Source organism: Chlorogloeopsis sp. ULAP02, assembly GCF_038404745.2.
Taxonomy (GTDB): Bacteria; Cyanobacteriota; Cyanobacteriia; order Cyanobacteriales; family Nostocaceae; genus Chlorogloeopsis.
Map to the genome: position 1 here is coordinate 37,094 of NZ_JAYKTT020000017.1, position 26,032 is coordinate 63,125.

The window sequence follows — 26,032 nt, forward strand, 5'->3', positions numbered from 1 at the left end:
TGACGATTGCTTTTGGGTCAAAATTACCTTCAGATAGATTTGTGGAAGTTATTTTCTATTCAATTTTGACTAGTTATGCACGTAGTAGCCTACACTGACTCTGCTGGAATTGGCGGTGCAGAAATTAGCCTCAAACACTTAGTTACAAATGTGGCGGGTGATTTTGATGTGACAGTAGTCGGTACTTGCCAATTAGTAGTGGATACAATCGCACACCACAGAAACCAAGCAAAACGAGTGGTATTACCTGCGACAGGAATTAGGTCAGTATTTGCACATCTTCAGGCACTGCATCGCTTGCATCCAGATGTGGTACACATCAACACTTGCACCCCTTGGGAATGTGCGATCGCAACCTTTGCGGCGCTAACTTTACCTCATGTCCGTGTCGTGCGAGTCGATCAACTACCATTACGTACCACCGATGCCCTGAAGTTGTGGCGAACGAGGATGCTATCACTGCGAGTCGATGCCCATGTAGCTGTTGGCGAAGCAAGTGCTAGGCGGATGGAAGACTTTTACGCTCTTGGTAGAGGTACGGTGATTTCTATTCCCAATTGCGTACCGGATAACTTCATCTCCCTCTCCGAAGGCAGTCCCTATAAAACCAGTTTCACCACTAGGCATGAAAATCTAATTCCCCGCGTCTATTTTCAAGATAGAGAAGAGGGAATAGTTATTGGTAGTGTGGGTAGACTTGATGCAATGAAGGGGCATGATGTACTCATCCGAGCAGTAGCACAACTAGAAGGAGTGCGAGTTGTAATTTTGGGTGAAGGTGGTGAACATAGGGCATTGAAACAATTAGCAACTGAATTAGGAGTAAGCGATCGCCTCTCCTTTCTTGGCTGGGTAGACAATCCCCGCGCTTACCTACCACAATTTGACATCTTTGCAATGCCTTCTCGCTCGGAGGGTTTTCCTTTAGCAATTGTAGAAGCAATGCTGGCAGGGCTTCCTGTCGTTGCTACTCGTGTGGGTAGTGTGGCGGAAGCGGTAACAGACGGTGAAACAGGGTTTTTGGTGAATAAAGATGATGTTAACGGGCTTGCTACTGCACTACGAAGGTTGCAAGACGATCCCCAATTGCGCCTACGCCTTGGGCGACGTGCTCAAGAGGTGGCAAAGCGTAACTTTATAGTTGAGCAGATGGTGAAGCGATATGAGAATTTGTGGCGAGAGTTAGTAGCCAAACCCCAGCATTCTAGAGTGTGGGTATCACAACCGAAGGAGTAAACAGGAGCTCAGAGCCGCGACTAGAAGTCGTCAGGGCTAAAATGCGATCGCTCTTTTACCTTAATTAATAGTATTATGTAAAACTTCTAATAATTGCTTAATTGAGTATGGTTTTGACAAAAATGTCGTTGTGCCACATACTTGACAAATTTGCTTGCTTTCCGAAAGTCCGCTAGAAGGGACAATCTTAACAAGTGGATTGATTTTTTGCAAAGTACGAATGGTAGTTAAACCATCCATAATTGGCATCATCATATCAATCAAAACTGCACTGATTGCACCTCGATTTTGAATGTAAATATCTATTGCTTCAATACCATTTTTAGCAGTAAGTACCCTATAGTTATATCTCAAAAGTGTTGTTTTAGTAATATCTAAAATTTCAATTTCATCATCTACTACTAAAATTAATTCTCCATTGCCTGCAAGTAATTCTATATCTTCTGTTTGTTGTGTTGGTTTTTGCACTACTGCTTTTAAAAAAACTTGAAATTGCGTTCCTTTGCCAACAACACTAGAAACATTAATAAAACCGTCGTGGCTTTTAATAATACCAAGCACACTGGAAAGTCCCAATCCTGTACCTTGTCCCACTTCTTTAGTTGTGAAAAAAGGCTCGAAAATTTTATCCAATATTTCTGGAGGCATCCCAATTCCAGTATCCTGGACATTAATAACAATATGTGGGCCAACAGAAGCATCAAGATTCATCTTGGTATAGGTTTCATCAACATAGAAATTTTCAGCAGTGATACTCAACACACCCCCATGGGGCATGGCATCGCGAGCATTAATTACCAGATTCATTAACATTTGATGGAGTTGTGTGGCATTTCCAGAAATAGTCCAAAGACTTGGTGCAATTTCTGTACTAAATTCGATGTGTTTGGGGAAAGTTTGTTGAGCAAACTGCTTGATTTCTAATATTAAATGTTGAAGTTGCAAAATCGTGCGCTTACCTTCAACACCACGAGCAAACGATAACACTTGCTTAACTAATGCTGCACCACGTTGAGTATTATTCGTCAAGGTTTGAAGTAATGGCTGATATTGCTCATCAGAGATTTTCATTTGCAAAAGTTGAGCAGACATTAGCATTGGAGTCAGGATATTATTGAGGTCGTGAGCAATGCCACTTGCAAGGGTACCCAAGCTATCCAATCTTTGAGCGCGAAGAAACTGGGCTTCGAGTTGTTTCTTTTGTGTGATATTACTATTAACAGTTAGAATCGACTTTGGAGTACCTTGTTGATCACATATAAGAGTCCAGTGGCTAGCAACGATTATTTCTTTGCCATCTTTACTCAGTTGATATAATTCTCCATACCATTCACCTACAAGGTTAACTTGGTCTAAAGCTTCTTTCAATTGCAGCGATTTTTGCTTGTAAAGGAGCTGGTTGACATTTTTACCCAAAGCTTCTTGTGCTCTCCAACCATAAATTCGCTCTGCGCTTTTGTTCCAGAATAAAATTTTGTTTTCCAAATCTTGAATCACAATTGCATCTGTAGCAATATCAAGCAAAGCAGCTTGTTCGCAGATTTGTTCATCTGCCTGCTTGCGCTTAGTAATATCACTCGCCGCACCTAAAATTTGTACTGGCACACCGTCTGCATTTTTTGTGAATACAGTTTCACGACTACTCAACCAACGCCACTCCCCATTAGCGCGTTTCATTCTGTATTCTATTTCAATGGCTTCACCTTCATTGAGACTATGAAAGCTTTTGAGGTGTTCTGTAACTCTTGGCATATCATCCGGATGAACAAGAGTCGATAATAAAGCCTCTGCCATTGATTGAATTTGATGCGAGGTGTAGCCAAGAATCTCCCAGATTTGACGATTTATATAAACATTGCGCTGTTCTACTAAATCATAAACATAGATAATATCTGGAGTCGTTTCCAAAATTCTGTGTAGAAAATGCTGCTTTTGTTGCAGCACAGTTTCTATTTGCTGGCGTTCGGTGAGTTCGGCTTGTAGTTGCAACAAGAGTATAGATTGCTCAATCGCGATCGCTATTTGATCGGCTACTGCCAAGATTAATTCTATCTCCTCTGGTTGCCAAGACAACGGTTGCTTATTTCTGACTAAGCCGAGACTGCCCCAAATCGAAGAGCCAAAGTGCAATGGTACTAACAACCATGCGCCTGGGTAAGTTTGAGCATAGCTGCGATTAATTTCATCTGTACAAGTGCTGGAGTCTTCTATTTGCACAACTTCCAAGCGCTTGAGTCGGGCGGCAATCTCGTTACCAACATCAGGAATTTCTAGCCCTAAAGCACTTGGAAACTCTGGAGATTGGCAATAATCCATCACATTCAACCACAGTTGTCGTTCGGGTAGATACTGCACAATATGAGCTCGCTCGGCTCCCAAAAGCCTAGCAATCTCACGCACGGCTGTAGAAAAAATAGTTTCTAAGTCTAGAGAATTGCGAATACTTTGAATCACCTGCTTGAGAGCCTGTTCTTTTTGAAGGAGAGCTTGAGTTTTTTCGTACAGTTGACTTTGTTGAAGCACAATATCTAAGTTAAAATCCCCCTGGATGGGATGCTCTCTATTTGTGAGTTGTTGCTGCCGTTGAATTTTTTGTTGTTGTACCGCTTTTGCCTGCTGCTGAATAACTAATTTTTGTAGGTTAGAAAAGTTTTGACGCAGCGCAGCTAATTCTCTAATCAGCTGCTTTTTAGTCTTTTTCTGATCTTTCATCATCTTGGATTTTTAGAAAAAGCTTCCTTGTAAGCAGCAGATACAAAAATTTTCATAAAAGGTGATCGCTCTAGTTCATACTGAGATGATTCTTTAATTTATCCTACAGCTAATCGTAATTTTGGATAGCAATACGCCCAGAAAGAATGCGATCGCACCCTCAAAGACTCAACTTTCACCTTCCGAATCTCAAGATTGAGCCTCAAAAGCTCAAACTTTACCTTCCGAAACTCAAACTTGAACCTCGAAAGCTCAAACTTTAACTTCCGAAACTCAAACTTGAACCTCAAAAGCTCAAACTTTACCTTCCGAAACTCAAACTTGAACCTCAAAAGCTCAAACTTTACCTTCCGAAGCTCAATATTGAACCTCAAAAGCTCAAACTTTACCTTCCGAATCTCAAACTTGAACCTCAAAAGCTTTCCTCTTTCCCAGGCTCCAGCCTCAGAAAGTGTTCAGAACTTTACGCACGAGTCATGGATAAATCAAATCGCTCCAGGCACAGAGAAAACGGAGGAGTAAGAGTTATACCAATTCGTAATTAGTAATACCTTACGGGAAGCTGCGCTTTGCGCGTCTACGCAATTAAGAAAGTCAGATCTGGTGTGGGTTTCAAGGTTTGAATGTGTTGCTAGATTTTAGAGAATTGGTATTAAATTTTCAACTTCTCACCTCGAATCGAATAATCTAACAACTCCATTGGATGGGCGATCGCTACTTCCTTACCTTGCAACTTTAAATGCTTACTAATCTGCAACGTGCAACCCGGATTAGGTGAAGCAATCAAATCAGCACCAGTATTCAATAAATTCCGGACTTTTTGCCTCCCTAATTCTTCTGCTACTTCCGGTTGGAGCATATTATATACTCCAGCACTGCCACAACAGATTGCAGCATCTAAAGGTTCTTTCAATTTCACCCCTGGAATTTGCTGTAACAACTGCCGTGGTTGCACACTAATCTTTTGTCCGTGCAATAAGTGGCAGGCATCTTGATAAACCAAATTTAAAGTTTTCTCACGCAATGGTAAAAGTTTTGTCGTTAACCCAACTGTCGCCAAAAACTCTTGCGCATCTCTGACTTTCGCAGCAAACTCTTTCGCCTTTTCCCGATATTCTGGATCATCCTCTAATATGTGACCATATTCCTTTAAAGTATGACCGCAACCAGCAGCATTGATAATCACAAAATCTACACCAGTATTAGCAAAACTATCAATCATCTGCCGAGCCAAAGCTTTAGCTTGTTCAGTTTGCCCTTGATGTTCGGGAAGCGCCGCACAACAACCTTGAGATTTAGGAATTATCACCTCACAACCATTTGCAGTTAAAACCCGTACCGTTGCCTCATTTACAGGTGAGAAAAATAAACGCTGCACACATCCCAAAATTACTCCAACTCGATAGCGTTTTTTACCTTTTGCAGGAATCACATCCGCTAAATTATTCTGAAAAGACTTCAAAGTAATTTCCGGCAAAATCGATTCCATCGCCGCCAACCGAGGAGAAATTTTCTTGAGTAAACCAGTAGCGCGAAATAATTTAGAAAAACCTAACTTCTGATAAAAAAATAATGGCACCAGTAATATTCTTAAAATATCTGGTCTGGGAAACAAAGAAAATATTAATTGCCGCAATAACTGATCAGAAAAACTGCGCGGATAATTACGCTCAACTTGGTGGCGAGTAGCAGAAATTAACTTATCGTATTGCACACCAGAAGGACAAGTCGTCACACAAGCAAGACAACCCAAACAAGTATCAAAATGTTCAACACTTGCCGTATTCAGTGCAATTTCACCCTCATTAATCGCATCCATTAAATAGATACGTCCTCTGGGAGAATCCATCTCCTTGCCAATTACCCGATAACTTGGGCAAGTCGAAAGACAAAACCCACAATGCACACAACTATCAATCAACTTTGGATCGGGCGGATGATTAGCATCAAACCCCTTCAAATTCTTCAAACTCGCTATGTTCTGAACAGAATCATCCGAAACTTGCATATTTCCCCCTCTCCCCTCTTCTTACTCTGCGTTCCCTGCGTCTTTGTGGTTAATTTTCTAAATCCCACCCACAAAACGACCAGAACTTAAAATATTTTTACTATCAAACTGCGCTTTTAATCGCTTCATTATCTCCAAAGCATTGCCAGTGTAACCCCACACATCTAACCTTTGTTTAACCATTACTGGCGCTTCCAAAATAGTTAGAAAACCCCTATTCGCCTCACAGAGCGATCGCATCTGTAAAACTTGCTCAACCCCCACCTCATTTTCAAACTGCAATACCCCCAAACCGCTAGCGATATGAATTACACCCTTTTCCGCCTGAGTTAAAATTTTCAACGCAGCGGTGGGTAATACTCCTATTTTGCAAGTAATTACCGATTCATTGCCATGAGAATGCATTGATTCTCGTAATCTTTGCCATAACTCAACCTCGTCTGTTACCGAATAAACACTTCCTTGTAAACCCAACTGTTGCCCTACTTCTAAAAGTCGGTTTGACTGTTCCCTCACACTCTCAGCTATGCTTTGGAAACGTGCGATTAATCCCAATCCTTTACCCAACCCCAAGCTAGATACTAGTTGAGAAGAAAGTAAATCTGCTTGAGTTGGTGTCAGCGCTGAATTCCGCAGAGTTGCAGCCGCTTGGGAGACATTCTCTGCCGTGCCAGTCAGTACCACTGTTCCCGATATTTGCGGCAACGGATAAACCCGAAATGTGGCTTGAGTAATAACTCCCAAGGTGCCGTAAGAACCTGTAAACAACTTCATTAAGTCATAACCGGCAACATTTTTTACCACTCGCCCTCCAGCTTTAGCGATTTCTCCATCGGCACGTACAAAGCTGAAGCCCAACAGTTGATCGCGAACACTGCCATAACGCTGCCTGAGAGAACCTGTATCAGCTGTCGCAACAACACCACCGATGGTTGCAGATTCTGATGCTACTGGATCGAGGGCAAGAAATTGATTAGCTTTAGCCAAAATAGACTGAAGTTCTTTGAACTTCATTCCCGCTTCGACTGTAACCGTCAGATCGCCGACAGCATGATTGATTAACTGATTGAGACGTTCTGTACTAACAACAAAATCAACTTCCTTGATTAACCCTCCCCAACTGAGTTTACTGCCACTGCCACAGGCGAGAACACGCCAGTTATTGTGGTGGGCTTGGGCGATCGCACGAGCAAGTTGTTCTGTAGTTTGAGGATAAACGATACAAGTAGGAGGATTTTGAGAAGATATTGTTTGTGATAAAGGTTTTTGCTCAGTCGCTGTTAAATTTTCCCAAAGATAGACAGCATCCTCGCCTACAATAGATGCAATTTCAGAAGCACACATATGGGGCGGCAGCTGTTTGCTAGATATTGCTTTCATTACATTATTATGTTTTACTCCTTACATATAATGTACTGGTGAACTTAACTGAAAAAGTGCGATCGCTGCAAAAAAAAGCCCTTTTCTCTAGCCTAAGTACCTCTATTTGCAGAAAATTGGTTATTTCACTATCCACTGTACGGGCGGGTTTAAAAGATAAATTGTCGGTTTTCACCCAAAGTTAATCAATCGAACCCGCACGGCAGTCGCTACAACCGGGGGAGCCCCGACGCCAGCTGCTACAACGCGCTTAACCTGCAAGGGCGCACTGGCTCCGCAACGCGCTGCCTCCCCTACTAACCCCTAACTACTATCCAATATTCTCTATACATTCATCATTTGTTTATTTTTAGTTGCTGCGTAATATTCTATTGCTTCTTTACCTGTAATCAACCTAGCACCACGTTTACGAGTGAAATAATTCCAACCCCACTGAATCATCACTACTAACTTGTTATCAAATTCAATTAAGAAGTAAATATGAATCAATAACCAAACTAACCACGCCACAAAACCTGTTAACTTCATAAAACCCAAGTCAACCACGGCAGAGTTTTGTCCAATAACTGCTAAACTACCTCGATCAACATAATAAAATCTTGGCACTGTTTTACCTTGAAGCCGTTGTTTAACTACAGAGGCAACGTATTCTCCCTGTTGCATTGCTACTGGTGCAACACCGGGTAAAGGTTTACCATTTTGATGGGCAAAATGTGCTAAGTCACCAATCACAAAAATATTCGGATAATCTTTAATACTTAAATCAGGTTCAACAATCACTCTTCCGGCGCGATCGCACTCCACATTTGTTCTTTGGGCTAATACCTTCCCCAACGGTGAGGCTTTCACACCTGCTGCCCATAATACTGTCTTCGCGTGAATCTGCGTTACTTCATCATCTTGTTTGATGGTAACAATATCATCTTCAATATTGGTTACTAAAGTTTTTGTCTGTACTGTCACACCCAAATTTTGCAATGATGCTTCTGCTTGTGCTGATAACTCCGGTGCAAAGGGAGGCAGAAGCCGATCCAAACCTTCCAAAAGTAAAACTTGTGCTTCTGTTGTATCAATATTACGGAAATCTTCCTTCATAGTGTGATACGCTAATTCTGCGATCGCACCTGCTAATTCCACACCAGTAGGGCCACCACCAACAACTACAAAAGTTAACCAAGCACGGCGCAGTTGGGGATCAGTTTCCTTTTCTGCGGCTTCAAAAGCCATAAAAATACGGCGACGCATTTCTATTGCATCTTCAACAGTTTTCAAACCAGGAGCATATGTTTCCCAATCGTCTTTTCCAAAATAGGAATGCTTGGCACCTGTAGCAATAACTAAAGTATCGTAGGGTATTGCTTCGCTACCCATAAAGACTTTTTGAGCTTGGGGATCGATGTCATAAACCTCTCCCAATAAGACTTTTGTATTCTTACTTTTACTAAGTACAGAACGTAGCGGTGAAGAAATATCAGCAGGGGATAGTGTACCTGTCGCAACTTGGTACAAAAGCGGTTGAAATAAATGAAAGTTACGTTTATCTATAAGAGTAACATTTATATTATCACTATTAAGTGTTTTTGCGGTATAAAGACCACCAAATCCACCACCGACAATGACTACTTGATGGGGTGGTTGATTTTCAACTTTGTTCACCATAAGTTTTGTTTCCTTGTGTTGAGAGAACTTTCATCATTGTTAACAAATTTTTACCAAAATCGTCAGATGGTTCTGTTTACTATTCACAGATGAAGTTTTGTAAAAGTAGTAAATAATACGAATTAAAAGTAAATTTAATTACATTTAATTAAAAAGAACTCAGAATATCCCTCAAACAATAAACACCGATAAAATCTGTGTCCATCTGTGTCCATCGGTGGTCGATTGATTTGAAAATAGAATCAGTGCAAGAGGTTTATAAATAAAGCCCATTGGTATGGGCTTCAATGATTAATACATTTTCTTGTGCAACCTTTTCAGAATTAGTTTGCCTGCAACTGCGAGAAGAACTTTGCTTGAGCCTCTGCATTCATAGACTGCCAAGCTCGATTAACTGCACTTAAAATCGCCAGCAACGAGGCTGTGACAATATTGGGGTGAATGCCGACTCCATGTAACGAACCTGGAATCAAATCACCTGCAATCTCAATACAGGCGATCGCATCGGCACTACTGCCAGAATTGCGCGATCGCTCTTCATAATGGTGAATGCGCACACCTAAACCAAGAGTATTGACAAAAGCATCAATCGGCCCATTGCCTGTGCCACTAACTGTGATAATTTTCTCATGCAGTTGTAATCTTGCCGTCAGGTTGTAAACACCACTAGCGTATTCAGTTTCAGATAACTGGTGAGTCATGTACTTCAATGGTGTAGAAGTCTGCAAATACTCTTGTTCAAACAACTGCCAAAGATCCTGAGAAGACAATTCTTTACCAGTGGCATCCATTACTCTTTGTACAATCTGGCTCAACTCAATCTGCAAGCGTCGAGGCAACACCAAATCGTAATCTCGTTCCAACAAGAAAGCAATTCCTCCTTTCCCCGACTGACTGTTTACCCGCACCACAGATTCATAATTGCGCCCAACATCTGCGGGATCGAGTGGCAGGTATGGAACTTCCCAAATAGCATCTGGTTTTTGAACGGCAAAGCCTTTTTTGATTGCATCCTGATGGGAACCCGAAAAAGCAGTGAATACTAAATCGCCGACGTAGGGATGGCGGGGATGAATAGGTAGTTGCGTACAATCTTCAATTATTCTTGCTACTTCGTTAATGTCAGAAAAATCCAAGCCGGGATGGATACCTTGGGTGTAGAGGTTTAAAGCCAGCGTCACTAAATCCACATTACCAGTACGCTCACCATTACCAAACAAACAGCCCTCCACCCTATCTGCTCCTGCCATTTGGGCAAATTCTGCTGCGGCTACTCCACAACCGCGATCGTTATGCGGATGCACGCTGAGAATTACACTATCTCGGCTTTTTAAATTGCGGTGCATCCACTCTACTTGATCGGCAAATATGTTGGGTGTTGCTACCTCCACAGTAGCAGGCAGATTAATAATAGCTTTATGTTGTGGTGTGGGTTGCCAAACATCCAACACTGCATCGCAAATTTCTTTTGCAAAATCGAGTTCAGTCGCAGTGAAAGTTTCGGGTGAATATTGGAATTGCCATTGGGTATCTGGTTGCTGTGCTGCCAACTGCGTAAACAGTTTGGCTGCCGAGACTGCTAGATTAATCGTTCCTTGCCGATCCAAACCAAAAACCGTGCGACGAAATACAGGAGAAGTTGCATTGTACAAATGCACGATCGCTCGCTTTGCTCCTTTTAAAGCTGCAAAGGTGCGGCGAATCAAATCTTCTCTTGCTTGTGTCAAAACTTGAATCGTCACATCATCAGGAATTAATTGCTGCTCAATCAAGTGTTGAACAAAATCGAAGTCAGTTTGTGAAGCGGATGGAAAAGCGACTTCAATTTCTTTGAAACCAACATTTATCAACAGATTGAACAAATTTAACTTGCGTTGAACATTCATCGGTTCAATCAACGCTTGGTTACCATCTCGTAGATCAGTACTCAACCAAATAGGTGGATGACTAATTGTTTTGTTTGGCCAAGTGCGATGAGTTAAATTAATGGGTGCAAAAGAGCGATATTTTGTAGCAGGATTCTTCAACACGATCGTCTATTCCTTTGTTGTTGATGTTTATAAGGCGTAGTGGCGAAAGATGTTACAGGGATTGGGCTGCCAGGTTGCCAAATTCTCCAAGCCTGACAACCCACAAAAAGTCGCAGTAACGCCTCAAGTGCTAGATGTAGTTGCATAAGAACCTCCAAGTTAGTGTTTCAATAACCTGCCAGGAATTTTAATTCCTGGCTCATATCTAAAGTTGGTTAAAACCGACTATCAACAAGCGATAAATTCCGTTTTAGTTCTCGTTACTAGGTTCAACCTGGTAACGAGGGTAGCGATAAAGTCCGTTAAAACGGACTTAGGCTATTTGCCGGGAAATTAATTTCCGGGTTGTTTGCGTCTCAGATGTAGTTACTAAGAACTATCCGCACCATTAAACAAAGCCAATCAGCTTTTAGAATTTAAACGCCTATCTAACTTAGTAAAAACTTTCTTCGGTATATCTAATATCTATTTGCGCCCAAGGCGCAGTAGCAGCCCTAGCCCTAATAAAAGGCTAGCAAGTAGTTGTAGAGGTAGCTGCTTGGTGAACATAGTTTTTAGTTTGATAAACCAACACATAATGATATTAAACCCAGAGAATGTCTAGGTCAAGCCAACCCTGAAAGAAATTTCAGGTTATGAATCAATATTGAACTATAAACTTCACTTCTTAAGTACCTGTTGTCTAAGACTGTGAACCAAAACCAAGTGCAGCAATATATTGATTAGAGATTAGAACAATAGGTTAAAATAATAATGCTGATAAGTTTATCTTTGATAAACTATCGGCAGTTTGTTGAGTTGAAGCTCTTATTTTACCATATATTTAAAAATTTAATTTAAAAGTTCGTAAGTTGCCCCTGAGTGAGTGCTCTTTCATTTAAGTAACTGGATTTTAAATAAAAATTCATTTGTTATGCAACCTTCTTTACCTCTTGCTGGCTTGAATATTTTGGTAGTTGAAGATGATGATGATACTCGCTTTTTCGTCACTACCGTGTTAGAAGCAGATGGAGCTATTGTTACAGCGGTTCCATTCGCAGCCCCAGCACTAGAAGTGTTACCTCAATTGCAACCCGATGTCCTAATTAGTGATATAGGTATGCCTGGTGAAGATGGCTACGCTCTAATCCGCAAAATACGTGCTCTCAAGCCTGATATTGGTGGGCGAGTTCCAGCTATTGCCTTAACAGCCTATGGTGATAGTGATAGTTGTGTTCGCGCCTTAGAGGCTGGTTTTCAAACTCATGTCTCTAAACCAATTGCTCCAGAAGAACTTGTCGAAATTGTTGCTAGCGTTGTTGCTTCTTGTCATTGGTAATTGTGCAAAGCTGAATACTCATACAAAATCCAGTGCATCTTAAAACTTATCTTGCTTTAGTAAACTAGCTAGCCAACACAACACCTGGTGACTTCATTACTAAGAAAGATTTTGTGTATTTACTGCTTTGTTTGAGATATTTTTCACTACTTGATTTGGATATAAATTACTACCAACCGCTATAAAAGTTTCATCCGCAATTTGCACGCCAGGGCCAATATAGGAACCTGCCCCCAAGAACACATTACTACCAATTTTTACTCTTTTAACATATAACATCAAGTCTTGTTTCTTAGGTTTGATGACATGAGAATAAATCCCAATTTTATGACCAAAAACTACATTGTTACCTATTTCTAATAAAGAGCGATCGCCTATTTCCAAATGTGGTGTCCAATAAACACCTTTACCAACTTTTGCCCCCCACAACCTTAGCCATACAGAAAATACTCCAGGGATAAGGCGCAATCCTGCCTCTAATGCCGGAAAGGTAATATATATAACTTGTATTTGATGACTACCCCACCAAGGAGAGTAGTTTTTACCAACTAAATAGCTGATTCCCTCTTGGAGAGGGTAAAATTTTTCATGTAATTTATATACTAATAAGGGAAACACATATAAAGAAAAAAAGAAAGCAGTAACACTAAAGATACTTGGTTTGATGCAATTAGAGAGGAAAGATATAAATGCCATTAATATTACTAATGCAGGGAATAAAGAGAGTAAAGTACTTAAAATAGTCATAATTATGATATTTACCTTATCCTAGTTTGGCTGGTAATTAGCATTTTTTAATCTCCAGATTTTTTAAACATGAATGCTTCAGATTTAATATTAAAACGGACTCAATAATTTCTGAATTAAGGAAAAATTAGATTGAATACCAAGAGAACATGGTGCTCGTTCAGATGTGTGATAAGTTCCATGTAACCTATCCCAAATTTTCCAGTTTGCCCCATAGTTGCCAGGAATACTCTGGCTAGCATGATGCCAAGCATGATCTAAAGGTAAAATCAGCCAAGGCGATAACCATTGATATAAAAATGAATTTAGTGGCAGTGAAAATTTGCTATGACGCCATAAATCCAAAGCTGAAGTCAAACTTATACCCAAAATATACCAGCTAGGATCTTGCAATAAATAAATAAATAGTGAGTGAATCCATAAGTAAATAATAAAAAAACTCGTCCACAAAGTATTGCGAGAAGTTCCCAAAACATCCATTGAGGTTATTGTATGATGAACTTGATGAATAGACCATAACCACTTACTATGAAATAGGCGGTGATTCCAGTAATATAGATAATCTACACAAACAAAGCTGATCACAAACCCAACAAGAAAATGCGGTTTCAACACACCCTGAAAATTTGGTAGTAAAAATTGATATAATTGATAAACAAAAGTAATTTGAAAAACAGGAATAATTATTCCTTGAAACCACAAACCAACAATATCTAAAATCCAGTCTTCATGATTCTTGATTAAAAAAATAGTGAGTTTTTTATCATTCGCTACAGTCAGCGTCAACAAAATTACAAAGACAGTAAAAACTAACATATAAGTTAATAAGTGTTACTTTATACTATTTGAATATTTTATGCCCGTTATACTAGCTTTCAGGTTCTACCTGGGAATTACTTAGAAGTGGCTCTGCCACTTCTTTTTCTGAAGTTTAAGAAAAATTTCGGTTTGTCTGCTATACCCAAAATTTCACATCTACAGACTTATCTGGTAGGGTTCTAGGATCTTCTCCAACAGCTATTTTGTTGCGGATAGATTCAACAAAAATGTGAATGGTATCAGCAGGGGTGTTAGAAAAATGGTTGCCGTACTTGTTGATCGCCTCCCATTGAATACCTAAAGCCTTCACATCTTGATGAATAATATATTGAGCAGTCCAACGGACAAAGAGTCTTGCAAATTTGTTCCAAATGCCATAGTTAAAAGTGACATCAGTGTAAACCAAAGTTGAGTCTTCTGCTTCAGGAACTGATTGGCTGGTGATAAATAGCCGTCTGTGTGGTTTCATATCATACTCGACGCTAGTAATATTTGGCATACGAAAGCTATCGGTATGGCGAATCTCGTAACCTTTAGTGTTGAGGAAACGCGTAAACCAACCAAGATTATTAGTTTCGTTACGGTATTGCGCAAATACACAACCATTCCGTCTTTCTACAGTCATTTCTAACTTTTGTTGACGAGGTGTGCGAAAAATTCCAGGATGAACGCTAGCGGTATGAGGAATATCAATGAAGTTTTCGACACAGTTGGTAACGTTATTGCGGAAGCGATTAATTACCCGCACTGTCTCCCATCCCGGTTGTTGATAGAAAGGCATGGCGAAAGGTTCAAATTCCTCAGTGGGGTATTGTGCTAGACGTACGTAAACAAACCCATCTTGTTCTCTGGTGTCATATCGCAAAGCCCGCCGTGCTTCGGTTGCTTGGAAATTTTCTCCTTCAGAGGGTACAGCTATCACCTTGCCAGTTTTGTCGTATACCCAGCCGTGGTAAAGACATTGGATTTTGCCTTGACAGACTTTACCTTGAGAAAGACGACTATTTCTGTGGATGCAGCGATCGCGCAATGCTACAGGTTTACCATCATCCCCGCGAAAAACCACCAGCCACTCACCTAAAACTGTACGTTGCAAAACAGTATTTGACTTTAATTGTTTACTCAAAGCAAGAATGTACCAAAAATCCTCAAATTTCACTTTTATTCCCCACAAAGCCTAATCTCAATGTCGCTAGTCAATTCGACTTGGCAGGCAAGTCTTGCTTGTTTATTTGCCGATGCAAATATATCTAAAATTTCTTGTTCTTCTTTACTAGGTGGTGGTATATCACCAGCTATTATGACAAGGCAAGTACCACAAATTCCAGTACGACAACCAAATAAAACTGGAGAATTTTCTATAGTGAGATGTTCAGAAAGTTGCTGATATTTTTCTAATATGATGGGTTGATAATCTGTTTCTGGGAAGGAAATAATACAATATTGTTTATTCATAAATTAAAAAATTAGTAAATTTGGGAGTTCTGAATATCATTTTGGAGCCTGATAACGAGGTTCAATCATATTTTATAAATCGACCACAGATGGACACAGATAAACACAGATAAATCATCCGTGTGCATCTGTGTTTATCTGTGGTTGTTATTAACATAAAATTGAATTTTGTAATCAATTTATAGACTTGGTGTGGCTCAAGGTGAATTCTTAATTAAGTTGGATTTCTAAATATCAAATTTTTTTGACCAGATAGATGTTTCTAAGCTATTTACATAATTCATATATTTAATTAATGGTTTATCAATACTAATAACCGCATTAGGATTATAACGAATGTTGTCATAAATCATGCCATCTTCATCTCGCAAAAAATAATAAGCTAGTTTGGTGAAAAAGAGCAGTGTTCGACTGACAAGCCAACCCCAAATACCTGTTCTTTTTTCAGTTACATAAATAGGTTGAATTCGGGTTTTACCATCTTTGATAGGAGTGTAAGCGTAAATCATGTGTAATGGCGGCACTAACCGCACATTTTTCATGATAGTTAAAAGTCCAAGACAGCCATTGGCATATCTCATCGTATATTCGTAATTATTTCCAAGAATTTTTTGTCCCAGTCTTTCTCTATGTGTAGTTTTAGGAAATTGTCCTCTGAGAGTAAAATCAATAATTTGATTAGATTCATGTTGCTGCAAAAATAATTCCATTTTTATATTTAATTTATGTACAGTTTGCAGATGTTGAGTATCGATACCATTCATCATGCAAATATGGTGATGACAATTTCTTTCAAAAACTTTGTCGTAAATTGTCAAAAGCGATTTACCTTTCAGTTCATCAAATTCGGCAACACCATGAGGAGGGTTGACATCTGGATAAATCCAAATAAAACCATATTTTTCCTCAGTGGCATAAGCTTGTAGTTTAGCTTTTTCAGGAATTTCTGATTGACAAGGAATATGCTGGCATTTTCCCTCACCATCAAATTCCCAATGATGGAAAAAGCAGCGAATAAAATTACCTTCAACTCGCCCAATTCCTAAATCAGTTCCTAGATGTGGGCAATATGCATCCAAGGCTCTAACTTTGCCATCTTCTCCACGAAAAATAACAATTCTTTGTTCATAAATATCTACAGATTTTACCTTGCCTATTGGCAATTCTCGACTAGGACAAGCAACGTACCAGCCTTTAGCAACAACATCCCAATTGTTGAAGATTTTCATCTTTGATAGGGGTTGTGTATTTTGATTTTGAAACTGGTTCATTCCGCCCTAGTCCCTACAAACATTTACAACTGTGTTTCAACTTTTTCAGAAAGTTTAACTGCTGTTACTGTATTCATGCCAGCCGATAGGATTAAACCTGTAATGAAAAAAACGTCAATTATCAGCCCTAAAAAAACGGGTGGTCGTCCCGGTGTATTCCAAATTATAATTAAACCTGCATAATTCACTAATGTAATTGCAGGTATGCCAATTGCTGGAATAGCCCAACGTGCCCAATTTTCTCCCTTTTTAAAGGGGATAAATAATAATACTGCCAAGGCAGCAGCAACAGATAAATATCCTCCTCCCGATACCTTCATCAAAGATAAAAACTGCATTTGAAAACCATGTTCAATTTCTGACCAATTTAAACCAACTGCTTGTTCTTGATAAGGTAATAACTGAGGTGTAAATAGGTAAGTTAGGGCAATACAAGCAATACAAAGAATAGCTACAAAATAACAGCTAAAAGCGATTTTTGTTTTTGTGTTCATTATGCCCCCGGCTTATTCTTCAGGTTTAGGGTTAAGAACGTAAAAAATTAGCAAAAGCCTGCTTTTGAATTCCCAGATATTTGGGAATAGAATTGGCTGCCATGATTGACATTTGTCGGTTATTTTCCCAAAGATAGTCAAGCTTCTCAAGGTAGACTTTATAAGATTCCCTCGCTTCAGTGTGGGTTTTGTAGCTACGGTGCAGCCCTTCTGTTTCTTGTGTAAAGCACTGGTGCATCATGTCTTTGGCTTCAGCATCGCTCATATCAAAAACAGGCGATCGCAAAATCTGATAAACTGCTGAGTACAGTGCGGGATCATACCAAAAAATCCCATTAATAGCCGCAGAAAAATGATAATGGTCTTGTTGACAACCGCGTATACCCAAGTTTGCTACTAATTTCTCAAATGACGTCGGTGGTTCCAGGCAGTGAATCACATCATGGGAGATAATCGTCGAACTATTGAAATGAAAGCTTTCATCCATGAAGTGATAGTAGGAAATCTTGGCAGGAATCGGAGCAGTTTCCTGGTTGGGATGCTTTTGATAGTAGTTGCTGAGTTTGTGCTGTACTAATTTCCCGTTGAGTGTGCGCACTCCACGCACGGTGAAGTATTGGCAAGCTAAGAAGGTATTATCTGAGGATAAAAGTCCGAAGGCTTGCAATTGTAATTTCTTCCAGCGACGCTTCCAAATATTAGTATCAGCAAACACCATTGTTTCAGTAAATGGGCCGCGCATTGTGTAGCTGAAGACACGCTTACCAAACAAAGCCATTTCTACTTGGTTGGCGACTGTCCGAAAAGCATTGATGTGAGCGCGTTCTTGGGAGGATTCCAAATCGAGCGTATCGCATACCAAGCGGAAATCCTCTTGGGCATAAAGCCCGGCAGCGCTAGTTTGATTAAAGTAGATCGTGGCAATTTCAGCAGAGATAATCTGTGAATAATAAGCTACCCAGTAAAGCTGGTTTAGGATAATTCTTTGAGTTGGACTAGCTTGTTCCCACAGAGGAGTGGCATGAAGTAAAGAAAATTCCTCCGGGTTCCAGTATTCATCCTTGCAACTTTCATAACAGAAACTCGCAGCAGCCTCGTCTAGTAATTTAGTATGATCTTGCTGTTTGTTGCGGGTGTGGTTAATTTGGAGTTTTTTATAGATATTTTGATTTTCTAAAAGTGTGTTTTGTTTAGTTTTGTTGATTGTTGCAATCATATTTTTAGTGGTAGAAGCAACTAATATAGCAGTCTTGTTTGTCTTACACACCTTGATTCACTAATCTGATTGTATAGAGATGAAGATACTCTAAACTCCGAAGTAGCAATGAGGGCATCCATTAACGGCTTGATAGCCATAATTAGATTTTTGTGTTTCGCCTCAACCAAAATACCCAACAAACCAGTAATCCTTAGTCCTAAGCGATTAGCTTCTGCTCTGCCGCGACGCTCATCAATCAATAGTAAATCGGCATTGAGTTCTAGGGCAAGGACGATCGCTTCAGATTCCCCAGGATCTAACCTGGCTTCGTGCTGAAGTCGTTTAACAACATTACGATTCATAACTTGTTTGACTTCCAACCAAGAAGCAGCTTGAACTTCGAGGGTTCCAGGAACGGGGGGATCAATATCTGCAAGTTCAAGATATGCTGCTTCGGGAATGATGACTTGATTGTACAGTTGAGGCAAAAGGTGCAAGTGCTGAATTGCGTGCTAAATTCGTAATAACAGATGTGTCGCTAATAACAATCAAAGCCGTCCTAACTCCCGCAGGTTCTTCAAGTCAAGTTCAAAGTCTTCAAAATCGTAAGAATAAAGCGGGATATTTCGCTGCTTCAGAAGTTGACGAAAGTCGTTTGGTTGCATATCCGCTAGTTGGCTGGCATAGCCTAAGGTTAAGCGACCTGTTTGGAACAGGTATAGTGCAATCTCTTGGCGAAACTCACTCTTAGTTAGCCCAGATGCTTGCAGGATTTCGTCTGAAATTATGACACTCATAGCAGAATTGCCTCACCAGTCATATTTTTAGGGTAGCTCATTGCTCATCTACCAACTCGTAGACTACATAATTCGCGATCGCCCTCTGCGTTGACCTGAGAAATCTATTGTATTTTTACGCTAGGATTCACCTTGACTCCTGTCACCTGAACATAGGAGTTGTGGAGCAATTAAAAAGATAGGCAGGCGATCAAATACAACTAACTGCTAACTCCTGAAAATATACATTTGTTTGCTGGGAAAGGCTGGAATGCTCCTCGCACCTCTAGTTCTTCAACTATAACTTCTGCATTTGGGGAACGCATAAGCGATCGCAAAAGTTGCAAACGAGTACCACTTTGAATTTCTGTTTCTAGTTCTTCAAAAATTTTGACTTTCTGTGCTGTAGAGAGATAGCCTTTCACTTTTTCAATTGTTGATACCACACTTTGAGGCCCCACTTGCACCATCTGTAAAAATAATGCTAGCGTTTCAATCATCGTTTGTTGGCTGGATTTAGTCACAGCTACCCGATCAAACAAAGTCACGCCCGTACTGTGATGGCGACTCTCGTCTTGCAGAAATCCCCACAACACTGCACTTAAATCTGAACTGCGACAATTTTTGGCGAGACTGCGGTAATGGCTTAAACCCCATCCTTCTAGTACAACTTGCAGTATAAATAGCAGCACCGTTTTATCAGAGCTTTCAACTAAATCACCAAGCAAGCGCAAGAATGGCTCATCCGTTCCTACAAGTTCTGAAGTATCTATAAATTGACTAATCTGCGCCAAATGTGTAACTTCATCACTACTGAAAAGAGCGTACAGCATCCGCTCCTCAGTAGTTTCTGCCAGCGTTACCATTTTTGCCATGTAACCTACACCAGCTTGTTCGATAAAGTAGGCTTCCGCCAACAATCCATAACTACAGAGATGCAAAATCTCTGCTTGTTCCTGTGCGCAAGCTTCTCTAAAAATACTGACTTTATCTAAACCAAAATGTTTGGCATCCCAGTAAGAGGACAAGCGGAGGTGGGGAGGTGGGGACATGGAGAATGTTTTTGATAGATTCTCCGCGTCTGTTTTCCCTAACCTACTTTCGAGTGCTGAAAATAGTACGCGACACAACTTGTCTTGTGTATGTGCATGAGGTAAATCAAATCCGGCAATTTTATGATTGGTCATTGGTCATTAGTTAGTAGCTAATAGGTTGCTTGTCTCCCTATCTCCCCGTGTCCCCGCGTCCCCGCGTCCCCGCTCCCTAATCATTCATCTCCCTTACTTTTCCCTGTCTCCAAGTCTCCCCATCACCCCATCTCGCCATCACTAGCTGCCAGTTTCCCCAAGCAAGGGCTTTCTGTTTCTCAACGTGTTGGATAAACTGAAGAATGGACAAGTCTGCCTTAATCGGGGTTTTTAAGTCAAACTTGATGGTTTGGAAAATTCTGGTGTCACCTTTGGCGAAGTAGTTGCCGACTAAATTAGTTAGCCAAAGTAATATTCGATTTAGTAACCAACCGTGAATACCTTGGCGCTTCTTAGTAATTAGTATAGTTTGACCTTCAGTTTTTCCCCCTTCTAAAAGGCGCAGGGCAAACATAATGTGGAAATGAAGAAAATCGGGGCCTACAGTCACCGTACCAGTGCTGCCATACCAATAGCACATACTATAGGTAACAGCATTTTTGTAGAAGGGGCGGATTAATTTTAAGAATAAAGAATTATCACCTCCGCGTGTGGTGTTGCTAAAAATAATGGCGTTTTCATTTACCTCTTGTCTTTCAAAAACTATATCTACTGGGAAGTTATGAACCGTATTGAAGTGATGGGCATCAATTGCGTTAATCATCACGACGTTGGGGTGACAGTTTTTAACAAAACGCGCACCAAAGGCGGCATCGCATTCTGCGTCTGCCAATTCTGGAACAAAGGGCAGGGGTTGTTGTGGAGTTTTGCCAGTCCAAATCCAAATCATTCCATACTTTTCGGCAGTAGGCCAAGTTTTTAGCTTGATGGGAAGTGTTTCCCCCAAACAAGGAACATCAACACAACTGCCATCAGCATTAAACTTCCAGTTGTGGAAAAAGCAACGGAGTCCATTATCCTCGACTTTACCTTCAGCAAGGTGAGCGCCCATGTGCGGACAGTAGGCATCAAAAGTAACTACTTTGCCATCTTTGCCACGGTAAATAGCTAGTTCTCTACCTAATAAAGTCAGAGGTTTTACTTGATTCACACGCAGCTGATGGGAAGGAGTAGCCCAGTACCATCCCTCGATAAAACGCTCTGGATTATTAAAATGTTTGGTATGGCGATTCGAGTTAACAGGCTGCGAGTTAACATTCATTTTAATAGTTTTACTAGAGCAGAATTGGCTGATTATATAATTCCCAATCTCAAAAAATTGTTCTATTAAATAATGATTAGGGAACCATAGAAGCTAATCGGGGTTTATCTTTATATATTTCTGCTGCTGAATAATCTGCAAACCACATCCGCCTGCCAGCACGGGTAAGATTTTGTTCACTAATTTCTGTTAAACAAACCAACTCGTCTCCTTGAAGATGATTGGGGTTACGCATCTCAAAAAACTGGATGTGGGGATCTAGCAGTCTTTCTGAGGGAATACCTTGAAGTGACTCATGCAGAATTTGAGGATAGGGAAAGCGAACTACTCCAGCTTGTCGATCGTAGTACCTACCAAAGCGATCGCACGCCAAAAACTCTAACAAGCGCGAAGTATATTCTGGTGTTGGTGTATCGTATCTAGGGTAAAATTCCTGCCAAAAAATTGGCAGAAAACGATAGGTACGATAACCACTGGAAATCAGCAGCCAATAAAGCTTTCCTTGACAATAGTCATAACGAAGCCTATTGACTGAGGTAATCCAAGCACGAGACAGTATTGAACTTGACCAAGCACTAGGATCTATAATAGTATCTCCGGAGTAAACAACACTGAGGCTTTCACCCTCAAACTTAGTTTTGTAAATTAAAAGCGTAGAAAAACCTTGCATTTTTTCTACTTTTTCATCTTTGAAAAGAATAACCCAGTTTTTATTTGCTAAATCTGCATCAAAAATATTTCGCTTCACACCCCTAAAGTGAGTGCTAAGGAGCAAGTACATATCCTCCATATCTTCTTTTGATAAATCTTTAGTACTAACTAAGTAGCTCTTCATCGTTTTCTCATCACAAATTATGCCGTTCCATTATATGAACTGTAATATTTGTTTTGATGCAGCTACAAAGTTTTGTGTCACAAAAATAACTGTCTTAGGGACTAGAGACTAGGAAGAGGACAAGGGGAAGGATCTTGACTCACGTCTTCTCCCCTTGTCGACGGACACTTTCCACCTGCGGAAGCCGCTAGCTAACGCAACGAACACCTTACGACGAACGCGTCTACAACGGGGGGAACCCAGCACGGAAGTGTCCTCCCCTTCCTTTTTCCCCTCCCCGTGTCCTCTTATTCCCAATCCCCACTACCCACTACCCAATAACTAACCTTACTGATAGCGATGGGATTTATGAGTGAATACCATGCGTCTTATTTAAGGAAGTTTACTCTATTCATATTACTAACCTGAAAAACCGGAACATTTCTGGAAAAATACAATTGTCATCAGCGGTTTGATAAGAAAATTTTTTGATACAGCAAAACTGTTAGTAGTGTATCTGAAAAAGGAATTTTATCATGCATCAATAAATATCACTTTAATATTAGAAAAACTATGCGATTGAGAATTTGGGTTTCTAGCTTTTTCCTGGCGTTTTCTTGGTTAATATCTCCAGCGATCGCTGGTGTACCAGTTAATATTCCGGAGAAATGGGCGAGCAACACCACACCATCCTCTCCTGCTAGCACTGCAAAACCAATTACTGTCACCAAAGCTGAGTTTGGGGTTCTTAGACAAGAAAAGAGTGGAAAAGTTACATTGATCCCAACAAAGAAAATACCACTGCAAGAAGGAGTTAAATATGGTTGGCGTCTTCACCTCAAAGACTACAAGGGCGAAGTAGCATGGCGAGAAGTACTGCAACTACCAGAACCTCCTGAAACTTGGGGTACAACCAATACCGAAAACTTTTCATTATCAGCAGACGGCACCGCAGCACAGACAAAACGCAAAGATTCCGCTAAAGATGGCGTGATCAAAAATTCTTGGACGATCGCTCCTGGCGATCCATTGGGAAAACATACTATCGAAGTCTACATTGGCGATCGCAACGTTGCTACTTTTGAATTTGAAGTAGTTCCACCAAAGAGAGAGAAACCAGCTACCAATACTTGATAATGTTTGAAAAACTATGTCGTCAGATTGAGGGATTTTTTCCTAGCATCCTTACTTTTTGTAAAGCAAGATGTAGGTATTTAGACAGAATTATTTACAGACATTGTTTTTCCCAACCCTGTCTCTACAAATGAATTTAATTTTGTTCAACTACTTATTTAGCTTGATTTTGAGAGAATTATGAAAGCAAGCAAAGGTAATTTCCAAAAAACTTTGTTGAGCATTTTTGGTGTGGGTAGTCTTTTTACTTTATCTGCTTGTAGTCAACCGACGGCAGATAATACAAATACTCCTTCGATTGCAAAAACACCAATAGAAACTAGCTCACCTGGAGCTTCTCCAGCTAACACTGCACCCACAACAGAAACTCCTGCTGGTACAACTGCAAACCAAACTTTCGCAGAACTTGCACAGTCACCAGCCAGCCAAGGAGCTTTTAAGACTTTAACAAAAGCAGTAGCAGCAGCTGGCTTAACTGAGCAATTATCTGCAAAAGGCCCTTATACTGTCTTTGCACCTACTGATGCTGCTTTTAACGCTCTACCAAAAGGTACTGTAGAAAAGCTCCTCAAACCAGAAAATAAGCAACAGTTAGTCAGGCTTCTTACTTACCATGTTGTACCAGGACAAGTCACCTCCAGTCAGTTTACATCTGGAAACGTAAAAACAGTTGAGGGTTCTCCTGTCAAAGTCAAAGTGAACAATACCAATAACGCAATTACTGTAAACGATGCCAGAGTAACTCAGGCGGATATTCCAGCTAAAAATGGTGTTATTCACGTAGTTGACAAGGTAATTCTGCCTCCAAAGTTTTAACCAAGTCTTGACTTTAATCAAACTGTACCATTTGATTGAGTGAGCCAGATTGCTCTAGTTCTCGTTACCAGGTTGAACCTGGTAACGAGGGTTACGAGGCTTTATCTCCAAGCTGTTGGAACTGGTGGAAGATGTGAATCTACAGAGTTTTTATGGGTAGGTGATTCTTAATTGGCTGTAATACATTCAATTTAATGTCAAAGTAAATTATAAAATTCCAACTGTTTACATTCTATAGTTAAAGTTTTATGTTAATTGTATTTTACTCAATTGAATTTGCTTAATATTTCGTCTAAATTTTTGTTAGACACCCACCTTCTCAAAGAAATCGGTAATCTATTGTTTTGTTTATGTTCAAAGCAGAAAAAAACTCTCCAAGGGCTAGACCCGGAGAGTTCAATAATGGGTAAATGTTAAGGGAAATCAGTAAGTGAACCAACCAGAGAAGACTACAATAACTCTCATGTCACTCAGCTACTAAATACAATTATCTTCAAAATTACGAAAATTGAGCATCAATATTTATAATGGAACAGTGTTGATTTATTGTCTCTTACAGTAAGAGAATATAAACATAATTAGAAGCTAGACCGAACAAGAGCTTCCACGCAGAAGTAAAGATATTAATAATGTCTAGTTATGTGGTAATCCTAAATGATTCATGAACATTATTTTGCGGCTAATAGCTAATAACCTTTTGACTATTAACTGTTGACAGTCAATAAACTGATATCAATATCTTGTAATTTCGCACAACCACTTAATGCCATTGCCACATCTAGTTCGTCGCGTAAAATTTCCATCACATCAGCTACACCAGTCTCTCCTGCTAAAGCTAATCCCCACAAGATTGGACGACCTAATAATACACCTTTAGCCCCCAATGCGATCGCTTTTAGGATATCAGTACCTCTACGGATACCACCGTCTAAAAGTATTTCAGCACATCCATCTACAGCTGCTACCACTTCAGCCAAGGCATCTAAAGAAGCGATCGCTCCGTCTAATTGACGTCCACCATGATTGGAAACTATTATTGCCTTGGCGCCACACTCAACAGCACGGGCAGCATCATCACCCCGTAAAATCCCTTTAATTACCAATGGCAAAGGACATAGAGATTGCAACCATTCCAAATCGTGCCAAGTTACCGCCGCATCTAACTGTCGAGCAAAATAAGTAAATAACCCAGATTCTCCCTGCTCAATCGGAATATTGAGTTCCGATAGATTAGCAAGGTTACCGAGTTGCAAACCTGGTGGTAAAGTAAATTGGTTGCGTGTATCTCGTTCACGCCGTCCGAGTACAGGTGCATCTACAGTTACGCACAGAGCATTGTAACCTGCCGCATGAGCACGCTCTACCAAAGCACGAGTTAGTCCGCGATCGCGATGAATATATAGCTGAAACCACAAGGGTGCAGTTGGATTGTGCGGCTGATAGGCATCAGCTATATCTTCCAGACTTTGAGTAGACAGCGTACTCAACACCATGCCCACACCAGCCTTTGATGCAGCAGTTGCTGTCGCTAATTCTCCCTCTCGATGGGCGAGACATTGAAATGCCATCGGAGCGATCAACAGTGGCATTTGTAGGGGTTGATTCAATATTGTGGTTGCCAAAAGGCGATCGCTCACATCCACCATTACACGCGGGCGTAATTTAATTCTGGTAAAAGCAGCTCGGTTATCCCGCAACGTGATTTCATCCCAAGCACCACTAGAGTAGTAATCCCAAGCCATCTGAGATAGACAATCAGCTGCTCGCTTTTCATACTCAAATAAGTTCAGCGGTTTATTAATCTCTGCCATCTCCT

The 26,032-nt window shown here is 40.4% G+C and carries 23 protein-coding genes; 4 read left to right on the forward strand and 19 right to left on the reverse strand.

The features are described from left to right. The first annotated feature begins 75 nt into the window (after nucleotides 1-75). The gene (locus U2718_RS08660) at nucleotides 76-1,236 is read left to right on the forward strand and encodes a glycosyltransferase family 4 protein (protein WP_341997309.1); all 1,161 of its coding nucleotides are present in this window, start codon (nucleotides 76-78) and stop codon (nucleotides 1,234-1,236) included. Nucleotides 1,237-1,296: 60 nt separating this feature from the next. Here the strand turns inward: U2718_RS08660 and U2718_RS08665 are convergent, their stop codons facing one another. The 6 genes from U2718_RS08665 to U2718_RS08690 form a co-directional block, all read right to left on the reverse strand. Then, nucleotides 1,297-3,948, reverse strand: coding sequence for a PAS domain S-box protein (locus U2718_RS08665; RefSeq protein WP_341997647.1), 2,652 nt, complete (start codon nucleotides 3,946-3,948; stop codon nucleotides 1,297-1,299). Nucleotides 3,949-4,600: 652 nt separating this feature from the next. After that, nucleotides 4,601-5,956, reverse strand: coding sequence for a (Fe-S)-binding protein (locus U2718_RS08670; RefSeq protein ID WP_341997311.1), 1,356 nt, complete (start codon nucleotides 5,954-5,956; stop codon nucleotides 4,601-4,603). Between the two features lie 57 nt (nucleotides 5,957-6,013). Next, complete coding sequence (locus U2718_RS08675) at nucleotides 6,014-7,336, reverse strand: FAD-binding oxidoreductase (RefSeq protein ID WP_341997313.1); 1,323 nt, start codon at nucleotides 7,334-7,336, stop codon at nucleotides 6,014-6,016. 324 nt (nucleotides 7,337-7,660) lie between these two features. Then, nucleotides 7,661-8,995 (reverse strand): NAD(P)/FAD-dependent oxidoreductase, encoded by a 1,335-nt coding sequence (locus U2718_RS08680; protein ID WP_341997314.1) that lies wholly within the window; start codon nucleotides 8,993-8,995, stop codon nucleotides 7,661-7,663. Nucleotides 8,996-9,318: 323 nt separating this feature from the next. After that, nucleotides 9,319-11,025: a 2-isopropylmalate synthase gene (gene leuA, locus U2718_RS08685; RefSeq protein ID WP_341997316.1), complete on the reverse strand. Its 1,707-nt coding sequence runs from the start codon at nucleotides 11,023-11,025 to the stop codon at nucleotides 9,319-9,321. Then, complete coding sequence (locus U2718_RS08690; RefSeq protein WP_341997318.1) at nucleotides 11,019-11,171, reverse strand: hypothetical protein; 153 nt, start codon at nucleotides 11,169-11,171, stop codon at nucleotides 11,019-11,021. The genes leuA and U2718_RS08690 overlap by 7 nt, the downstream gene beginning before the upstream one ends. 767 nt (nucleotides 11,172-11,938) lie before the next feature. Here U2718_RS08690 and U2718_RS08695 point away from each other — a divergent pair. Beyond that, nucleotides 11,939-12,343, forward strand: coding sequence for a response regulator (locus tag U2718_RS08695; protein WP_341997320.1), 405 nt, complete (start codon nucleotides 11,939-11,941; stop codon nucleotides 12,341-12,343). A gap of 99 nt (nucleotides 12,344-12,442) precedes the next feature. Here the strand turns inward: U2718_RS08695 and U2718_RS08700 are convergent, their stop codons facing one another. The 12 genes from U2718_RS08700 to U2718_RS08755 form a co-directional block, all read right to left on the reverse strand. Beyond that, a complete protein-coding gene (locus U2718_RS08700) occupies nucleotides 12,443-13,090 on the reverse strand; it encodes an acyl transferase (RefSeq protein WP_341997322.1) in 648 nt (215 codons plus the stop codon). A 90-nt stretch (nucleotides 13,091-13,180) separates the two neighbouring features. Then, nucleotides 13,181-13,906 (reverse strand): sterol desaturase family protein, encoded by a 726-nt coding sequence (locus tag U2718_RS08705; protein ID WP_341997324.1) that lies wholly within the window; start codon nucleotides 13,904-13,906, stop codon nucleotides 13,181-13,183. A gap of 139 nt (nucleotides 13,907-14,045) precedes the next feature. After that, nucleotides 14,046-15,068: an aromatic ring-hydroxylating dioxygenase subunit alpha gene (locus U2718_RS08710; protein ID WP_341997326.1), complete on the reverse strand. Its 1,023-nt coding sequence runs from the start codon at nucleotides 15,066-15,068 to the stop codon at nucleotides 14,046-14,048. Nucleotides 15,069-15,070: 2 nt separating this feature from the next. Continuing rightward, nucleotides 15,071-15,364, reverse strand: coding sequence for a 2Fe-2S iron-sulfur cluster-binding protein (locus tag U2718_RS08715; protein ID WP_341997328.1), 294 nt, complete (start codon nucleotides 15,362-15,364; stop codon nucleotides 15,071-15,073). Nucleotides 15,365-15,591: 227 nt separating this feature from the next. Next, entirely contained in the window at nucleotides 15,592-16,635 is a 1,044-nt protein-coding gene (locus U2718_RS08720; protein ID WP_341997330.1) for an aromatic ring-hydroxylating dioxygenase subunit alpha, read from the reverse strand. A 23-nt stretch (nucleotides 16,636-16,658) separates the two neighbouring features. Beyond that, complete coding sequence (locus U2718_RS08725; RefSeq protein WP_341997332.1) at nucleotides 16,659-17,129, reverse strand: hypothetical protein; 471 nt, start codon at nucleotides 17,127-17,129, stop codon at nucleotides 16,659-16,661. A 31-nt stretch (nucleotides 17,130-17,160) separates the two neighbouring features. Next, nucleotides 17,161-18,345: a P-aminobenzoate N-oxygenase AurF gene (locus tag U2718_RS08730; RefSeq protein ID WP_341997334.1), complete on the reverse strand. Its 1,185-nt coding sequence runs from the start codon at nucleotides 18,343-18,345 to the stop codon at nucleotides 17,161-17,163. 20 nt (nucleotides 18,346-18,365) lie between these two features. Then, nucleotides 18,366-18,815 carry a DUF3368 domain-containing protein gene (locus U2718_RS08735; RefSeq protein ID WP_341997336.1) on the reverse strand — a complete coding sequence of 150 codons (450 nt, stop codon included), beginning with the start codon at nucleotides 18,813-18,815 and terminating at the stop codon, nucleotides 18,366-18,368. 60 nt (nucleotides 18,816-18,875) lie between these two features. After that, entirely contained in the window at nucleotides 18,876-19,124 is a 249-nt protein-coding gene (locus tag U2718_RS08740) for a UPF0175 family protein (protein WP_341997338.1), read from the reverse strand. A 200-nt stretch (nucleotides 19,125-19,324) separates the two neighbouring features. Beyond that, the gene (locus U2718_RS08745; RefSeq protein ID WP_341997340.1) at nucleotides 19,325-20,290 is read right to left on the reverse strand and encodes a ferritin-like domain-containing protein; all 966 of its coding nucleotides are present in this window, start codon (nucleotides 20,288-20,290) and stop codon (nucleotides 19,325-19,327) included. Nucleotides 20,291-20,366: 76 nt separating this feature from the next. Beyond that, the gene (locus U2718_RS08750) at nucleotides 20,367-21,452 is read right to left on the reverse strand and encodes an aromatic ring-hydroxylating dioxygenase subunit alpha (protein ID WP_341997342.1); all 1,086 of its coding nucleotides are present in this window, start codon (nucleotides 21,450-21,452) and stop codon (nucleotides 20,367-20,369) included. Nucleotides 21,453-21,528: 76 nt separating this feature from the next. After that, nucleotides 21,529-22,287: a hypothetical protein gene (locus U2718_RS08755; protein WP_341997345.1), complete on the reverse strand. Its 759-nt coding sequence runs from the start codon at nucleotides 22,285-22,287 to the stop codon at nucleotides 21,529-21,531. 552 nt (nucleotides 22,288-22,839) lie between these two features. Between U2718_RS08755 and U2718_RS08760 the strand changes: the two genes are divergently transcribed. Together U2718_RS08760 and U2718_RS08765 are read left to right on the forward strand one after the other, a co-directional pair. Continuing rightward, complete coding sequence (locus tag U2718_RS08760) at nucleotides 22,840-23,400, forward strand: hypothetical protein (RefSeq protein WP_341997346.1); 561 nt, start codon at nucleotides 22,840-22,842, stop codon at nucleotides 23,398-23,400. Between the two features lie 180 nt (nucleotides 23,401-23,580). Then, nucleotides 23,581-24,216: a fasciclin domain-containing protein gene (locus U2718_RS08765; RefSeq protein WP_341997348.1), complete on the forward strand. Its 636-nt coding sequence runs from the start codon at nucleotides 23,581-23,583 to the stop codon at nucleotides 24,214-24,216. Nucleotides 24,217-24,920: 704 nt separating this feature from the next. On the opposite strand, the gene U2718_RS08770 is transcribed toward U2718_RS08765, so the two are convergent. After that, complete coding sequence (locus U2718_RS08770; protein ID WP_341997350.1) at nucleotides 24,921-26,027, reverse strand: alpha-hydroxy acid oxidase; 1,107 nt, start codon at nucleotides 26,025-26,027, stop codon at nucleotides 24,921-24,923. Nucleotides 26,028-26,032 lie beyond the last annotated feature (5 nt).

Coding starts and splice junctions, on each gene's coding strand:
- U2718_RS08770 (WP_341997350.1), bottom strand. CDS start 26,027: ATGGCAGAGATTAATAAACCGCTGAACTTATTTGAGTATGAAAAGCGA.
- U2718_RS08670 (WP_341997311.1), bottom strand. CDS start 5,956: ATGCAAGTTTCGGATGATTCTGTTCAGAACATAGCGAGTTTGAAGAAT.
- U2718_RS08680 (WP_341997314.1), bottom strand. CDS start 8,995: ATGGTGAACAAAGTTGAAAATCAACCACCCCATCAAGTAGTCATTGTC.
- U2718_RS08715 (WP_341997328.1), bottom strand. CDS start 15,364: ATGAATAAACAATATTGTATTATTTCCTTCCCAGAAACAGATTATCAA.
- U2718_RS08695 (WP_341997320.1), top strand. CDS start 11,939: ATGCAACCTTCTTTACCTCTTGCTGGCTTGAATATTTTGGTAGTTGAA.
- U2718_RS08660 (WP_341997309.1), top strand. CDS start 76: ATGCACGTAGTAGCCTACACTGACTCTGCTGGAATTGGCGGTGCAGAA.
- U2718_RS08665 (WP_341997647.1), bottom strand. CDS start 3,948: ATGAAAGATCAGAAAAAGACTAAAAAGCAGCTGATTAGAGAATTAGCT.
- U2718_RS08690 (WP_341997318.1), bottom strand. CDS start 11,171: ATGCAACTACATCTAGCACTTGAGGCGTTACTGCGACTTTTTGTGGGT.
- U2718_RS08760 (WP_341997346.1), top strand. CDS start 22,840: ATGCGATTGAGAATTTGGGTTTCTAGCTTTTTCCTGGCGTTTTCTTGG.
- U2718_RS08675 (WP_341997313.1), bottom strand. CDS start 7,336: ATGAAAGCAATATCTAGCAAACAGCTGCCGCCCCATATGTGTGCTTCT.
- U2718_RS08725 (WP_341997332.1), bottom strand. CDS start 17,129: ATGAACACAAAAACAAAAATCGCTTTTAGCTGTTATTTTGTAGCTATT.
- U2718_RS08740 (WP_341997338.1), bottom strand. CDS start 19,124: ATGAGTGTCATAATTTCAGACGAAATCCTGCAAGCATCTGGGCTAACT.
- U2718_RS08755 (WP_341997345.1), bottom strand. CDS start 22,287: ATGAAGAGCTACTTAGTTAGTACTAAAGATTTATCAAAAGAAGATATG.
- U2718_RS08705 (WP_341997324.1), bottom strand. CDS start 13,906: ATGTTAGTTTTTACTGTCTTTGTAATTTTGTTGACGCTGACTGTAGCG.
- U2718_RS08720 (WP_341997330.1), bottom strand. CDS start 16,635: ATGAACCAGTTTCAAAATCAAAATACACAACCCCTATCAAAGATGAAA.
- U2718_RS08750 (WP_341997342.1), bottom strand. CDS start 21,452: ATGAATGTTAACTCGCAGCCTGTTAACTCGAATCGCCATACCAAACAT.
- U2718_RS08745 (WP_341997340.1), bottom strand. CDS start 20,290: ATGACCAATCATAAAATTGCCGGATTTGATTTACCTCATGCACATACA.
- U2718_RS08730 (WP_341997334.1), bottom strand. CDS start 18,345: ATGATTGCAACAATCAACAAAACTAAACAAAACACACTTTTAGAAAAT.
- U2718_RS08765 (WP_341997348.1), top strand. CDS start 23,581: ATGAAAGCAAGCAAAGGTAATTTCCAAAAAACTTTGTTGAGCATTTTT.
- U2718_RS08700 (WP_341997322.1), bottom strand. CDS start 13,090: ATGACTATTTTAAGTACTTTACTCTCTTTATTCCCTGCATTAGTAATA.